Source organism: Paenibacillus sp. FSL L8-0470, from assembly GCF_038008625.1.
In the GTDB taxonomy this organism is placed as follows: domain Bacteria; phylum Bacillota; class Bacilli; order Paenibacillales; family Paenibacillaceae; genus Paenibacillus_AQ.
On record NZ_JBBOZM010000001.1, the window covers coordinates 3,144,509 to 3,159,375 of the forward strand.

Here is a 14,867-nt window from a genome sequence, read left to right on the forward strand (position 1 = left end):
CAACACGGTTAGTTTGTAGTATGGCGTTGCAGAGCAGGGTAATTATACCATATTTGCTAGCGGATCTGAGCTCTATTTTGAAGTGGTTTTGATTCTGGAGAGATTTTTATTATCCTGGTTCTGAAAGAAGGATGAAACTTGGTGACAGAGACAACAGCAGTAACTTTACGCCCCTTAGGCCAATCATCGTTATCCGTTTCACCGCTCGGGCTGGGCTGCTGGCAGTTCAGCCGGGGAAGCGGAATCGTAGGAAGGTACTGGAGTAATCTTAAGGATGAAGATATTCTGGATATCGTGCGTGTCAGTCTGGAAGGCGGCATGAACTGGGTCGATACCGCAGAGATCTACGGCGGCGGCAAATCAGAAGAAGCGCTTGCCCATGCGCTGGATCAATTGCAGCAGGAGAGCAGTCTCCATGCCCAGCCGCTGATCGCCACCAAATGGTGGCCGATGCTCCGCACAGCGAAATCTATTACCTCTACGATTGATGAACGGCTCACCTGTCTGGGCGGGCGAAGCATCGATCTGTACCAGATTCACCAACCGTTTTCCCTGTCCTCAATAGCCAGTGAAATGAAAGCGATGGCCGGTCTGGTCAAGGATGGTAAAATCCGTTATGCAGGAGTCAGCAACTATTCGGCCCAACAGATGGTTGAAGCGCACAGGATATTGCAGCAGTATGGTCTGACTCTGGTCTCGAACCAAGTGAAATATAATTTGCTGCACCGGAAGATTGACGAGAATGGAACAATGGAAGCGGCGAAGGAGCTGGGCATTTCAATCATTGCATACTCTCCGCTGCAGCAGGGGATTCTGACCGGACGTTTCCATAGGGATCCTTCACAGATCCGTGCAGTTTCGAGGATGCGGCGGATGCAATCCGGTCTGGATGAGAAGAGCCTGGCCCGCAGCAAGCCGCTGATTGATCTATTATCAGTTTTGGCCAAGAAATACGGAGTGACACCGGGCCAGATTGCCCTGAACTGGCTCATGCATATTCACGGGGACACAGTGGTCGCCATTCCAGGCGCTTCCAAAGTCCGGCATGCGGAAGAGAACATCGGGGCCATGAGGTTCAAGCTTGATAGGGATGAGCTGGAGCAGCTGAATGAAGCCTCATGGGCAGCCTTGAAATAAGACATTCGATATGAAAAAGGATTATAACCTCCGGCCGGATTATCGGCGCGGAGGTTATTTTTTTTCCTGAAAGTGCAAAAAAACTGTTTAGAGTTGGAAATGACGGGTTAAATAAGAGATAAGAAAATGCGCAACCACGCAAACTGAGGTATAGATTACGGAAGGAGGTTGAACTTTATGAGTATGACGGTACATAATCTTATGGCTTTCAATCATCAGTATTTTAGACCTCAACCCGTGGTCGAAGCCAAATCATCCAACTCTGATGACAAAACACGCAGCTTTCAGGATATCCTGAACGAAAAGCTGAAGACATCAACGAACGAGATGAAGAGATAATTAGGAAGTTTATAACAGAGTGATGACAATGAGAGAAGCCGGACAAAAATCCTCCTGAGAGGGTCTTTGTCCGGCTTCTTTGAATTTTACGGATATTGGGGTCTGCGCAATCTCCGTGAAATCTCCTTCGCTGTTTGAGTACAGCTTCGTATGCATCCTTTCGGACTCATATTTGCGCGTTTCATTAAAAGCTTTTTTGCAGGTAGGAATGATATTCAGCAAGTTGTGGGACATAAAAGTCGATAATTCCGTGAGAAACTCCATTGCTGGTGTTGCTGAAGGACTATCCTCTCCATTCTCAAAATATTTGAGCTAGGGTCTGACCTCAAAAAATTGGCAGCTCCGCCGGGAATAGTAGGTTAAATCGCTGACCCGCGACTGGATGACAACATCCGAATCTGTAAAGCGGACAACCGTCGCTCCGGAATTCACCAGATGATCGTCCTGAAAGACGCGCACAGGCAGCTTGCGGTCAACGGCTTCCTGTAAATCACTGTCTGTCAGTAAAGGGCGGTTGATGGGCATAAAAGGTACTCTCCTTTGATGGGGGAATAATTGCTTGAAATAAAACCAGTATACCTGTGCAGAAGATAGAAATCCAATGGTTCCAATCGGAAGGCGGCTGTTAAAGTGGGTGTATTAGAACCGGAATTTACCATATCGTAAATATTTCCACCTCAAATCGGAAGTTTGCCTCCTCAAAAAAAGATTTCTCCTACTGTACACTAAGACTTGTAAGAGAAACCTTTGAGAGGGGTACAGAGGAATGAAAAAAGCAAAGAATCTGGCGTTGACGCTTGCTTCAATCATGCTCGTTGGTTCACTGGCAGCATGCGGAGGTAACAACAACGCTGAAAACAACACTGCGAAAAATAATGCAGGTAACACCGTTAAAAGTACAAATGCACCGGCAACCGAAGGAGATAAAACGGAACCGGCTGAGAAGGTTGAGCTATCATTCTGGACACTTGGCAGTGTTAACTATGAAGAGCTGGCGAAAGAATATACCAAGGAACATCCGAACGTTACAATCAAAATTCAGAACACCGGTGACCAGACTGCACATCACAACAATCTGACAACTGCGTTGTCGGCGAATTCGGGAGCGCCTGATATTTTCCAACTTGAAATCGGTTTCATGGAACGTTTCCTGGGTGCTCAGGATAAATTCTACAACCTGAATGATCTGGGAGCAAAAGATATTCAAGCCAATTATCTCGACTGGAAATGGAAGCAAGCCTCCTCTGTTGACGGCAGCTTCCAGCTCGGACTTCCAACAGATATCGGTCCTACCGTTGTTTACTACCGCACGGATTTAGCTGAAGCAGCGGGACTGCCAAGCGATCCGGAGGGGTTCAGTGCTGCTATTGACTCATGGGATAAGCTAGCTACTGTGGCGAAAGCCTACAAGGACAAAACTGGTAAATACTTCTCTGACTTAACAGATCTGACGTATAACGCACTCCGCGACCAATCTCCTGATGAAATCTACTTCAGCAAAGCTGACGGCAAATTTATCGGAGATACCAATCCGCAAGTGAAAAAAGCTTACGACTTCACCGTTAAAGGCATTCAGGAAGGCTGGATCAGCAATATGCTGCTGTGGTCACCTGAGTGGGGTCAAGGCATGACCGACGGATCGTTCGCCGTAGTTATGGGTCCTGCATGGATGGCCGGCTATATTAAGACCAACGCTCCTGATTCTGCCGGTAAATGGAAAATTGCTCAGCTGCCGGAAGGTGCCGGAAACTGGGGAGGTTCGTTCATCACCCTTCCTAAGGAAGGCAAACATCCGAAGGAAGCTTATGATTTCATTCAATGGCTCGTTAACAAGGACAATCAGCTCGAATCGTTCAAAGCTAAGGGCCTGATGCCTTCCATTCCTGCACTGTATGAAGATCCGGCATTCGTAGATTTCAAAGATGACTTCTTCGGCGGCCAACAAATCGCAGTTGAATTTGGTAAGGCGGCTAACCGTGTTAAACCGGTATACTACGGACCGCTGCATGACCAAACCGATACCTTCTTCAAGAACGCGCTGAAAAACGTAATTGAGAAGAAAGCCGATCCTGCCAAAGAGTGGGATGAAGCAGTTAAACAAGCGAAAACCCTGGAGGAACGCAGTTAAGCGTGTCAATTAGGAAATGATGCCTGTAATGCCGGATTCATGGAGAGCCGCACCCTCTGTGAGTCCGGTTTTAGTGAAATAGGAAGATGTAATCAACGATCAAGACTCCTATCGGAGTTTTTGCTATATTCCCTGGAGGTGTGACATGGCTGAACCCGTAATAACGAGTCCACATGCCGAGAGCAGACGCCCTTTTTTAACTGAACAAAGACGGAGCCGCATCACTGCTTATACATTTATTTCTCCGTTCTTTATTCTGTTCTCGATATTTGGACTGTACCCGATTTTCTTTACGTTTTATTTATCTTTCTTTAAGTGGGACGCACTCAATCCGATGAAATTCGTCGGGATGAAGAATTACGATCTGGTCACAAGCGACCCGACCTTTTGGATTTCCTTCAGCAATACGCTGATTATGGGCCTGATGGGCACGCTGCCGCAGGTGTTTCTGGCGCTGCTGCTCGCAGTGCTGCTGCATTCAGGAATGACGCGGTTTAAGAAAACCTTCCGTATTCTGTATTTCATGCCGAACATTACGTCGATTGTGGCTGTTACGCTTGTATTCAGCACCTTGTTCGGCAACAACGGGATGATCAACTGGATGCTGAACGGGCTTGGACTGGACAGCATGGCCTTCAACTCCGGCTGGTGGGGCGTAAAGATTGCCATCTCCACCATGGTTATGTGGCGCTGGACGGGCTACAACGCGATCATCTTCCTGTCTGGCCTGCAGAGCATACCGATGGATCTGTACGAGTCCGCGCGGATTGACGGTGCGAACAGAAGACAGCAGCTGTTTTCCATCACGCTGCCGCTCCTCAAGCCGTTTATTATTTTCGTATCCCTCCAATCCACGATTGGTGCGCTGCAGCTCTTCACAGAGCCATATGTATTCTTGGGCCAATCCGGTACCGGATCAACCCGCCAGGAAGGGATTACAATGGTTACTTATTTATACAGCGAAGCATTCCGCAACGGATTCTTCGGTACGGCGGCGGCTACGGCGGTTATGCTGTTCCTCGTCACTATTCTATTCTCCATCCTTAATATGCTAATTACCAGAGGCACAGGCGGAGAGTCTAGGAGGAGAAAAGCGTGAGCACATTGCGAATTTTCAGAAAAAAACCGGATGACCTCGGTTTCTTCGGCAAGTTGGGGTTTTATTTCCTGCTCATTCTCGGAGCATTAATCTCTGTCTTTCCGTTCTATTGGATGTTTGTTGTAGGAACCAATGACAAGGGGGCCGTGTTCCATAAGCCACCTTTGTTAACCATTGGTGACCAGTTCTTCGACAACTTTAGCAGAGTGCTGGAACGGTCGGATATCTTCCTGGCACTCGGCAACTCGCTGTTCGTCTCGACCATGGTCACGATTTCGGTTGTGTTCTTTTGTACCCTGGCCGGCTATGCATTTGCCAAATATGAGTTTCCGCTCAAGAACATGCTATTTGTGTTCGTCATCGCCACGCTAATTGTTCCACAGCAGCTGGGTGTAATTCCGACTTATGTTATTATGTCCAAACTGCACTGGATCGACAGCTTCAAGGCGCTTATTGTGCCTGCGATGGTCAATGCCTTCGGGATCTTCTGGATGCGCCAGTATATCTCCTCTGCGGTGCCTACCGAACTAATCGAAGCCGGACGGATTGATGGAGGCGGACATTTCCGGATCTTCTGGAAAATTGCTGTTCCTGTCATTACTCCGGCAATGGCTACACTTGGCATACTTAACTTTATGACGGTATGGAATGACTTCTTCTGGCCGCTCGTCGTCCTGAAGAATAAAGAGCATTTTACCATTCAGATCGCGCTGCAGCAGTTGTTCAGCGCACGTGATGGTCTTGACTATGGGATGATTATGTCAGCAACTTTTACGGCCACACTTCCGCTGCTCATCGTCTTCCTGTTCTTCAGCCGTTGGGTAATTGCCGGTCTGACCTCAGGCGCAATCAAAAGCTAAACTGGTTTTTAATGTTAAACAAGGAAATAGGGAGTACCGTGAAGAATAATAATGGGCAGAGACAGCAGGAGGAAGGGAAAGGCATATGAAGCTCCGCCGCAAAATCTTGTTCGCTATTATTCTTCTCGTGTTCATTCCCGTGATCGTGATGGGGATTGTTACGTATGCGAATTTTTCCAGTGCCATGGAGAAGAAATCAAGCAATTTTTACTGGATTTCACTTTTGGAGACAGACCGCAAGCTTAAGTTTGCACTCAGCGAAATCTCATACATTACAAATTCGGCTATTATTTCGCCTAAAATTCAGGAAACGCTCAAACAGCCGAATTTTGTACTGACCTACGACATTAAGCAGGACATTAACAACCTGCTGATCAATCATCCGATGATCACTTCTTTCAGTCTTTACGGCAAGGATCGCCTGATCTATCAGTACAACGCCCCGATGCCCTTCAATGAGATGCGCCATCAGAACTGGTACCGCGCGATGGAGGAAGCGGAGGGCCGGCCGGTATGGTCGGGACCCGGAGAGAATGGTTCGGAAGCTACCGGCAATCCGGTACTGGTGCAGTCCAGAATTATCAAGGATTCATATTCCCTGGAGGATATCGGTTATCTGGTCGTTTACGTTAAGCCGGATTTGCTTGACCAAATTTTCTGGGAAGCTGCAACACTGAAGAAAGGGGATATTCTGCTGGTCAACAAGCAGGGGAATATCGTCTTTAACAAATCCGGTGAGCATATCGGGCAACAAACCCATTTTCCATTTCTGCAGGAAGGTTACGCCCAGTCTCAGGATTATTACATTGACAATTATCAAGGAGAGAAATCACTGATTACTTTCCTTCCTTCTCATAATTTGGACTGGAATTTGGTGGCCATCACTCCCATGAATCTGATTTCCTCGGAATCGGACTCTATTCGCAATCTTGCCATCATTCTATCCACGGTATCGCTGCTGTCCGCCTTTTTGTTTGACCGCTATTTCATCCGAAGGCTTGTGCGCAGCATTAACAGCGCGGTCAACGGTATGAAGCGGGTCAAGCAAGGAATCTTTACTCCGATTACGACACCTTTGCGCTCAGATGATGAAAGCGATCTCTTGATTGACGGCTTTAACCGGATGAGCTCGCAGATCAGCGAACTCATCGAGCAGGTTCAAACCGAGCAGGGCCGCAAAAAGGAAGCGGAAATGCAGGCATTGATGGCGCAGATTAACCCGCATTTTATTTATAATTCACTGGAATCCATCAACTCTATGGCGGTGCTGGCGGGGAACAGGGACATCAGCAAAATGGTCATTTCTCTCGGCAGGCTGCTGCGGATCAGCATCAGCCAGAACCAGGAGCTGATTCCGCTGCAAATGGAGTTTGAGCATGTCCGCCACTATCTGGATATTCAGAAATTCCGTTTTGAAGACAAATTCTCTTACGCCATTGACTTGCCCGATATCCTCAGAAATGTGATGACACAGAAGCTGATTGTTCAGCCGATAGTGGAAAACGCGCTATATCATGCCATTGAGCAGATGGAAGAGCATGGGGTGATCACCATCGGTGCACAAGAGACAGGTAAGGATATTATTATCATCGTCAAGGATAATGGTCCGGGCTTCGATCTGGCCACACTGATGAGCCTATGGAATACAGAGCACAGCAATCCGAAGAAGTACAGCGACAGCGGCGTAGGCCTGAAGAATGTGCATGAGCGCCTAAACATCCGTTTCGGCAATCCTTATGGTATCCTCGTTTGTTCGTCCCCAGGATTCGGTTCGACAATCTGTATCCGTATTCCCAAAATCCAGCCATGAAAATAAGCGAAAACGGGATGAAAGAGGGGCGAGGAGCTGTGAAATGGGTGATGAAATGGGGCTGGATACTGCTCTATATCCTGCTTATGGCCGGAGCGGTATTATTTATAAATTTTGGCAACAGAGAGCCGATTGAAGATAACTCACCAGAGAAGATTACGCTGACCTTCCGCCATTTCTGGATCAAGGAGCATGACAAGCCGCTGCTTGCAATATATGAAGAGGTCGTTCAGGAATATCAGAAGGAACATCCCAACGTCAAAGTGAATTTCGAGGGACTCGACCAGACGATTCACCGTGAGCAGAAGCTGAAAAACGAGATGGTCACGGGTACACCGCCGGATATGTTCGTGTTGTTCGGCGGTGCGGAGATTGAGCCGTATGTCCGCTCCAACCGGTTGATGGATCTGACTGATTTTGTGCAGGAGAACGGGCTGAAGGGCCAATTCAGTGATCTGCATCTATGGACCTTCAACCAGCATATCTACGGATTGCCGATTGAGGGAAATGCCGAGCCGCTTTATTTCAACAAAACGCTGTTCAGCAAGCTGGGCATCAAAATTCCCGGGACGGTTGCTGAACTGGATGTTGCGATTAAGACGTTGAAGAAAGCAGGGTACATCCCATTTGCTCTCGGCAATGAAGACCGCTGGCCTGCCGGGATATTCGCCCATTATTTAATGGACCGGTATGCCGGACCGGAGCTGATTCAGAAGCTGGTTACCGGGGAGGACGGGAGTACCTTTCAGAATAATTTGTATTCCCAGGCTTTTCAGCATCTGGAGCAGTGGATTGAGGAGGAGGCATTCAGCGCCAAATCCAATGATTTGTCGACGGAGAATGCGGTCCGTTTATTTACAAGCGGCAAGGCTGCGATGTATTTGAACGGTAACTGGGATATTAATCTGTTCTCGGGAGACACGGCTCCGGCAGATTTTCAGAATCAGGTAGGAGTGATTCCTTTTCCCGCTCTGAACCAAGGGACAGAACCGTCCATCGCGGGAGGTTATACGATAGGAATCGGACTCTCCTCCAGCCTGAGCGGAAGTAAGCGGGAAGCGGCGCTGGAGCTGATGAAAGCATTCTATACAAAAGAGATTCAGACACAGATTGTGTATGAGGGATTAAGAATACCTTCGATGCGGATCACCATTGATCCGGATAAGACAGGACCGGTATTCGCTCAGGTAATGGCTATGATGGAGGGTAATCACCAGAGCTTTGTTCCGTACGACAACCTGCTGTCTCCAGAAGTGAAGAAGACCTTCCTCAGTGTCATCGAGGAGATGATCGGCGGAGGGATGCAGGCTGACGAGGCGCTCGCTCAGCTGCAATCCGCTTCGGAACAATACTGGAATCTGATACAAAGTTCTACAGTTCAATAAGCTGGGGGTGCCGGAAATGACTGCACGGCAAGAGAAATACAAAGTGCTGCTAGTGGATGATGAGCCGATTATTCTGCGAAGCTTGAAGGTGGCGATTCCCTGGGATGAGCTGGGACTTGAGATTGCGGGAGAGGCCAGGAATGGTGAAGTGGCGTTGCGGATGATTGAAGAGAAAGCCCCGCAGATCATCATCAGTGATATACGAATGCCTGTTATCGATGGTATTGCCCTGATGAAAGAGGTGCTGCCCCGCAGCTCCAAGCTGATCTTTATTTTTATCAGCGGCTATGGGGAGTTCGAATATGCGCGTGATGCGCTGCGGCTCGGGGCATTTGATTATTTGCTGAAGCCGATTGATCATGATGAATTAACTGAGATGCTGACCCGGGCGAAGATGAAACTGGATAAACAGAAGGAGAACGAGCAGTTGATGCTCTCTGTACAAATGCTGTCGACGCTCGCAAGGGAGCGGATGTTTGCAGAGTTCACGCTCGGCAATTCACGGCCTTTGCAGCATTTAAAATGGCTGGAGAACAGCGAGCTGGAGGGCGAATATTTCATGGCTGTCGTCAGGCTTGACGACTATGCGGCCCTTGCTGCAAGATGGAGCGCGGAGGAGAAACATCTCTGGCTGTTCGCAATCCGCAATATCCTTGAAGAGTGGTCAATGGACAATGGCGCGCTTTCTGTGTTCCCGTTCTACAATGGAGAATGGGTGCTGCTCTTTCCGGGAAGGCTCGGGGAAGGCAAAAGAGAGCTTGGCGAGAAGTTGGTTGCTGATATTAAAAGGTACTCCAAGCTGGCCTGCTCGGTAGGGATTAGCCGCAGCACGCAGGGGATCGATCAATTGAGCACCGTATATCCGCTTGCAGCCAAGGCGCTGTTCCAGCGCTTCTATTCCGGTCAGGCAGGCGTGTTTATTGAAGAGGAGACACCGGATATAGGCGGCAGGGACGTAAAGTATCCGAAGGAGCTTGAGGTTTCGCTGATCGAAAGCATCCGCACGCTGAACATGGAGCGGATGCTGGTTCTGTTCGATGAAATGGCCATCTTTATTGAAGCACAGGCGCTTTCCAAGGAGCTGGCCGAACGGATGATCATCGAGATGGTTGTTGTGCTGTACAGGCAATTTGAGAACCTGAACATGCAGCCGGACTGGTCGCTGGAGAGGCTGCTTGGCAAGCTGCACGGCCTGGGAACCCTGACGGCAATGATTAACGTGCTGAAGCAGGAATTCCGTGAGTGGATGCTGGAGAGCAACAAAGTGATGGCCCGTGAAGACGGACGCAGCGTTGTTGAGAAAGCCAAACGTTATATTGAAGACAATTATCATAAAGATCTCAGTATTGAAGAGCTGTCGGAGGTAGCCGGTTTAAGCATTAGCCATTTCTGCACTTTATTTAAGCAAATATCCGGTTACACCTTTCTTGAATTCGTTACCAGCTGCCGGATGGAAAAGGCCAAATATATTTTGCAGAACAGCAATGTGAAGGTCTACCGGGTAGCTCCGCTCGTCGGTTATCAGGACCCCCGTTATTTTACGCAGGTGTTTAAGAAAGCGACCGGCAAGACGCCGACAGAGTACCGCGAGGATTATACGAAGCAGGCATAGTAGCTTGGAGGTAGTTTCCGGAAAGTGCACAGATCTCTCTGTGCGCTTTTTTTGCGCCTTTAATAGATAGATTAGATAAATATCTAATTAAATATAGACAAAAATACAAAACGTCTATATATTTATAAACGAGAGCTCTCGGCGTTTATAATTTTATGTTTATTTTTATGGAGGGGAACCTAGTGTTAGGTAATAAGGTTGTACGAACAATTATTGCATCCAGAGTGCTGCTTCAGCTTGGAGTGTGGGTGCGCAATTTCGCGATACTCTTGTATGTGACGGAGATAACGGGCAATGATCCGTTTTACGTATCGCTGATTTCTGTAGCTGAATTTGCACCTATTTTTTTATTTGCATTGATCGGTGGTACGTTTGCGGACCGGTGGCGTCCGAAGAAAACGATGATTCTGAGCGACGGGTTATCCGCATTATCGGTGTTTGCAGTGCTTCTTGTAGTCTTAATGGGATCATGGAGAGCCTTGCTGCTGGCTACCTTTGTCTCGGCGGTGCTGTCACAATTCTCTCAGCCTTCCGCAATGAAGCTGTTTAAGCAGCATGTTCCCGAAGAACAGCTACAGGGTGTGATGGCCGTCTTCCAGTCGCTGACCGCTTTTTTTATGGTGATTGGCCCAATGATCGGTGCTTTTATATATGAACACTATGGTATTGAAACTTCACTTGCGATCATGGGAGTCATGTTTATCGGTTCGGCGCTGGTTCTGGGGCTGCTGCCTAAGGATATGCCGGATGAGACAGCCAGTGAGCGTAAGGGGATTGCCACGGAAATAAAAGCAGGCCTGCATTATGTGCGCTCCAGCGCGGTTTTGAGAAATTTGGGAATCTCGTTTGCATTTGCCGGGCTGGGAGCAGGGCTTGTTCAGCCTCTGGGTGTATTTGTGATGATTGAGAATCTGGGTAAGGACAGCAGCTTCCTGCAATGGATGATGGTGGTTAACGGAGCCGCAATGATGCTGGGCGGGACGCTTGTTATAGGAATCGGCAAAAAAGTAAAGCCGCAAATACTGCTGGCAGCAGGGCTGCTCATGAGTGCCGCAGGGACCATCGGTATGGGATCGGCGCATAATGTGTTGCTCGCAATATTGCTTCAAGCGTTGACTGGCTTCTTTTATCCTTGTGTTCATATCGGCATCAACACACTGATTCTGCAAAATACGGAGACTGCCTATATGGGCCGGGTAGGCGGAATTATGGGACCGATGTTTATGGGATTTATGGTCATCGGCATGTCCATGGCCGGATATCTGAAGGGAGTATTCTCGCTGTTCGCTGTTTTCACTGGGAGCGGTGTGCTGTTCTTGATGGGTACGCTGATTTTGCTCCCGCTGCTACGGATTAGAAAGTTAGCTTAATTTGAGGAGGGTATGACATTTGTCATACTCCCTCCTTGATATTTATGACTTACGGGGATGACACTTCCTTCTCTATAATGAAGTTAGATGAATGTGACCGGAACCGGACACATCCGAGGAGGAAACAAACACGATGACTACGAAACAGACGTCCCAGCTTTCCAGTTTGAAAAAAAGTGTGGCTCCCTACGAGAAAACAGACCGCAAAACAAGCGTAAGGCAGCTTATTAATACACTTGGACCGCTTGTCCTGTTATGGGCGGCTGCATATTTCAGCCTGTCTGTCTCCTACTGGCTTACCCTCCTGTTTGCGATTCCGGCAGCGGGGTTTGTGATCCGGACCTTTATTATTTTTCATGACTGCTGCCACGGTTCGTTCTTCAAAAGCCGTAAAGCCAACGATATCATAGGCACGATCACGGGAGTATTAACCCTGGTGCCTTATCGCCAGTGGAAACACAGTCATTCCATCCATCACGCCGGAAGCAGCAATCTTGAGAAAAGAGGCATCGGCGATATCTGGATTATGACAGTTGAAGAATATGAGGCTGCCAAGCCTTTGAAACGTTTATATTACCGGATTTACCGCAACCCGCTGGTGATGTTTGTAGCTGGACCTATCGTCGTTTTCCTGATCCAATACCGTTTTAATGCCAAAGGGGCAAGACGCAAGGAACGGCTGAATACTTACCTGACTAACATTTTGATCGCAGCGCTTTATAGTGGTTTGATTTTGGCCATCGGCTGGCAGGCATTTCTGCTGGTACAGCTGCCGATCGTATTTGTCTCCGGCTTCCTCGGCATCTGGTTATTTTATGTACAGCACCAGTTCGAGGATTCGTATTTTGAGCATGAGGACGAATGGAGTTATGTAAGTGCCGCCGTAGAAGGCAGCTCTTACTACAAACTGCCGAGACTTTTACAGTGGATCACCGGAAATATCGGGTTTCACCATGTCCATCATTTAAGTCCGAAGGTGCCGAATTATAATCTGGAGCTGGCCCATAATGCCACTCCGCCGCTGCAAAAAGCGACAACGATCACAATTGGCAGCAGTTTGAAGGCTCTTCATTTCCGTCTGTGGGACGAAGAGAATAGAAGATTTGTAGGCTTTAAGGAGATCAAAGCAAGACTGCGGGAGCCGAAGCCGGCAGTGGAAGCGTTAAAGGTACGCAAACCCGGACTTCAAGGCGAATAGCGCCATCCATATCTTTAAAATGACACTGTAACAGGAGAGGAAGCCAGAACCGCTGAACGCTGACCGGTGCTGAGCTTTCTCTTTTTTGTTGTGGGTTGCCGGTTACTGCAAAGTTTATGCTAAAATGGAGGTACAATATTGCTGGCAAAAAGGATGGCTAACATGCAGAAGTGGCACCATATATTCCATAAAAGTACAGGTCTGAGCCCTTATGTATGGGTCATTTTTTACATTCTTCCCTTCTATTTTATCTTTCGCTCGTCCTCCGTGGACCGGTGGGTATACGGAATTCTCATGATCATTGTATTTTTTGCCTGTTATGTCCTGGCCTTCAAATCAACGGGCTGGGTGGTCTACTTCTGGACAAGTGTACAGATTATTGTTTCTATAACGATGACCTTGCTGTTCGGGTATATGTATTTTGCGTTGTTTCTGGCTTTTTTTATCGGGAATATCCAGAAGCGGGTCGGATTCTTTACGCTGTATTCAATTCATCTGCTGACCACGATTATCGCCATCAACTATGAACTGATTACACGCAATCCGGTATTCCTCTCCCAGCTCCCCTTTGTGCTTGTCAGTATGATTGCAGTGGTCCTGCTGCCTGCTACAACGTATAACCGCAACAATCAGGATAAGCTGGAGGTCCAGCTGGAGGATGCCCATAAACGGATCTCTGAACTCGTCATCATGGAGGAACGCCAGCGGATCTCCCGTGATCTGCATGATACACTGGGACAAAAGCTGTCGCTCATCGGACTCAAAAGTGATCTGGCCGGCAAGCTGATCAATAAAAATCCGGCGCAGGCTATCGTCGAAATTAACGATGTCCGCCAGACAGCGCGAACAGCGCTCAAAGAAGTCCGTGAGATGATTACACAGATGAGGGGCATCCGGCTAGAAGACGAGCTGGTGCGGATCCGGCAGCTCCTGCAGGCTGCGGAAATCGAGTTCGAGCTGGAAGGCAGTCCCAAGCTGAAGAATACTTCGCTAATTACGGAAAATGTGCTGAGCATGTGTATTAAGGAAGCTGTAACGAATGTGGTAAAGCACAGCGGTGCCACGGTTTGCAAAATTCTCATTGAACCCTCGCGCCTAGATTTGGTTGTTAAGATACAGGATAACGGCAAGGGAATTGAAGGGACTTCTTTATTTTATAAGGGCCATGGAATGCAGGGAATTCAAGAGAGGCTTGAATTTGTAAACGGTTTGTTGGACATTGTGAAGGACGGAGGGACAACAATTGTCATTAAAGTGCCCACAGTCATCCAGCAGACGGAACGGGAGGCGAATCACTGATGATCAAAATTGTAATTGCTGAAGATCAGCGCATGCTGCTTGGCGCCCTGGCTTCATTGCTGGACCTGGAAGAGGATATGAAAGTGGTGGGCCGGGCAGCTAATGGTGAAGAGGCTGTAAAGCTGGTCCAGCAGCTCAAACCGGATATCTGCATCATGGATATCGAAATGCCGGCAATGACCGGACTTGAGGCGGCAGAGGCGTTGAAGCAATCCGGCTGCAAAATCATGATTCTGACCACCTTTGCCCGGGCCGGATATTTCGAGCGCGCCGTTAAATCTGGCGTAAATGCCTATTTGCTGAAAGACAGCCCCAGTGAAGAGCTGGCTCTCTCGATCCGCAGCGTTATGGCTGGCAAACGGATGTATGCGCCGGAGCTTATGGACGAAGCTTACAGCAGCGAAGCCAATCCTCTGACCCAACGGGAGAAGGAAGTCCTGGGGCTGATTGCCGATGGCAAAAATACGAAGGAAATCGCCAGCCAGCTGTACATTACGACCGGTACGGTCCGCAATTATATTTCGGTTATTCTCGACAAGCTCGATGTGGGCAACCGGATTGAAGCGATTACTAGGTTCAAGGAAAAAGGCTGGTTCAAATGAGGATCACTGGGGGACTATCGGAGTCACC

General features: G+C 48.3%; 13 protein-coding genes. 12 read left to right on the forward strand and 1 reads right to left on the reverse strand.

Translation table 11 applies throughout. The annotated features are described in order from the left end of the window. Positions 1-141: 141 nt before the first annotated feature. Positions 142-1,137, forward strand: coding sequence for an aldo/keto reductase (locus NST99_RS14205; RefSeq protein ID WP_341092537.1), 996 nt, complete (start codon positions 142-144; stop codon positions 1,135-1,137). A gap of 177 nt (positions 1,138-1,314) precedes the next feature. Continuing rightward, a complete protein-coding gene (locus tag NST99_RS14210) occupies positions 1,315-1,476 on the forward strand; it encodes a hypothetical protein (protein WP_341092538.1) in 162 nt (53 codons plus the stop codon). A gap of 312 nt (positions 1,477-1,788) precedes the next feature. On the opposite strand, the gene NST99_RS14215 is transcribed toward NST99_RS14210, so the two are convergent. Beyond that, the gene (locus NST99_RS14215; protein ID WP_076111351.1) at positions 1,789-2,001 is read right to left on the reverse strand and encodes a hypothetical protein; all 213 of its coding nucleotides are present in this window, start codon (positions 1,999-2,001) and stop codon (positions 1,789-1,791) included. 241 nt (positions 2,002-2,242) lie between these two features. On the opposite strand from NST99_RS14215, the gene NST99_RS14220 reads away from it, so the two are divergent. The 10 genes from NST99_RS14220 to NST99_RS14265 all read left to right on the forward strand — a co-directional run bounded on the left by NST99_RS14220 (position 2,243) and on the right by NST99_RS14265 (position 14,839). Further along, positions 2,243-3,604, forward strand: a complete 1,362-nt coding sequence (locus tag NST99_RS14220) for an ABC transporter substrate-binding protein (protein WP_341092540.1) — start codon at positions 2,243-2,245, stop codon at positions 3,602-3,604. Positions 3,605-3,749: 145 nt separating this feature from the next. Continuing rightward, on the forward strand, positions 3,750-4,703 hold the full coding sequence (locus NST99_RS14225; RefSeq protein WP_341092541.1) for a carbohydrate ABC transporter permease: 954 nt from the start codon (positions 3,750-3,752) through the stop codon (positions 4,701-4,703). Continuing rightward, positions 4,700-5,563, forward strand: coding sequence for a carbohydrate ABC transporter permease (locus NST99_RS14230; protein ID WP_341092543.1), 864 nt, complete (start codon positions 4,700-4,702; stop codon positions 5,561-5,563). The genes NST99_RS14225 and NST99_RS14230 overlap by 4 nt, the downstream gene beginning before the upstream one ends. 85 nt (positions 5,564-5,648) lie before the next feature. Beyond that, positions 5,649-7,373: a cache domain-containing sensor histidine kinase gene (locus NST99_RS14235; protein WP_341092544.1), complete on the forward strand. Its 1,725-nt coding sequence runs from the start codon at positions 5,649-5,651 to the stop codon at positions 7,371-7,373. 38 nt (positions 7,374-7,411) lie between these two features. Beyond that, on the forward strand, positions 7,412-8,758 hold the full coding sequence (locus NST99_RS14240) for an ABC transporter substrate-binding protein (protein ID WP_341092546.1): 1,347 nt from the start codon (positions 7,412-7,414) through the stop codon (positions 8,756-8,758). A 16-nt stretch (positions 8,759-8,774) separates the two neighbouring features. Continuing rightward, positions 8,775-10,370, forward strand: a complete 1,596-nt coding sequence (locus NST99_RS14245) for a response regulator (protein ID WP_341092548.1) — start codon at positions 8,775-8,777, stop codon at positions 10,368-10,370. 182 nt (positions 10,371-10,552) lie between these two features. Further along, on the forward strand, positions 10,553-11,740 hold the full coding sequence (locus NST99_RS14250; protein WP_341092549.1) for an MFS transporter: 1,188 nt from the start codon (positions 10,553-10,555) through the stop codon (positions 11,738-11,740). Between the two features lie 133 nt (positions 11,741-11,873). Next, a complete protein-coding gene (locus tag NST99_RS14255) occupies positions 11,874-12,938 on the forward strand; it encodes a fatty acid desaturase (protein ID WP_341092550.1) in 1,065 nt (354 codons plus the stop codon). Positions 12,939-13,100: 162 nt separating this feature from the next. Beyond that, positions 13,101-14,237 carry a sensor histidine kinase gene (locus tag NST99_RS14260; protein ID WP_341097651.1) on the forward strand — a complete coding sequence of 379 codons (1,137 nt, stop codon included), beginning with the start codon at positions 13,101-13,103 and terminating at the stop codon, positions 14,235-14,237. Beyond that, entirely contained in the window at positions 14,237-14,839 is a 603-nt protein-coding gene (locus NST99_RS14265) for a response regulator transcription factor (protein WP_341092552.1), read from the forward strand. The genes NST99_RS14260 and NST99_RS14265 overlap by 1 nt, the downstream gene beginning before the upstream one ends. The last annotated feature ends 28 nt before the right edge of the window (positions 14,840-14,867 follow it).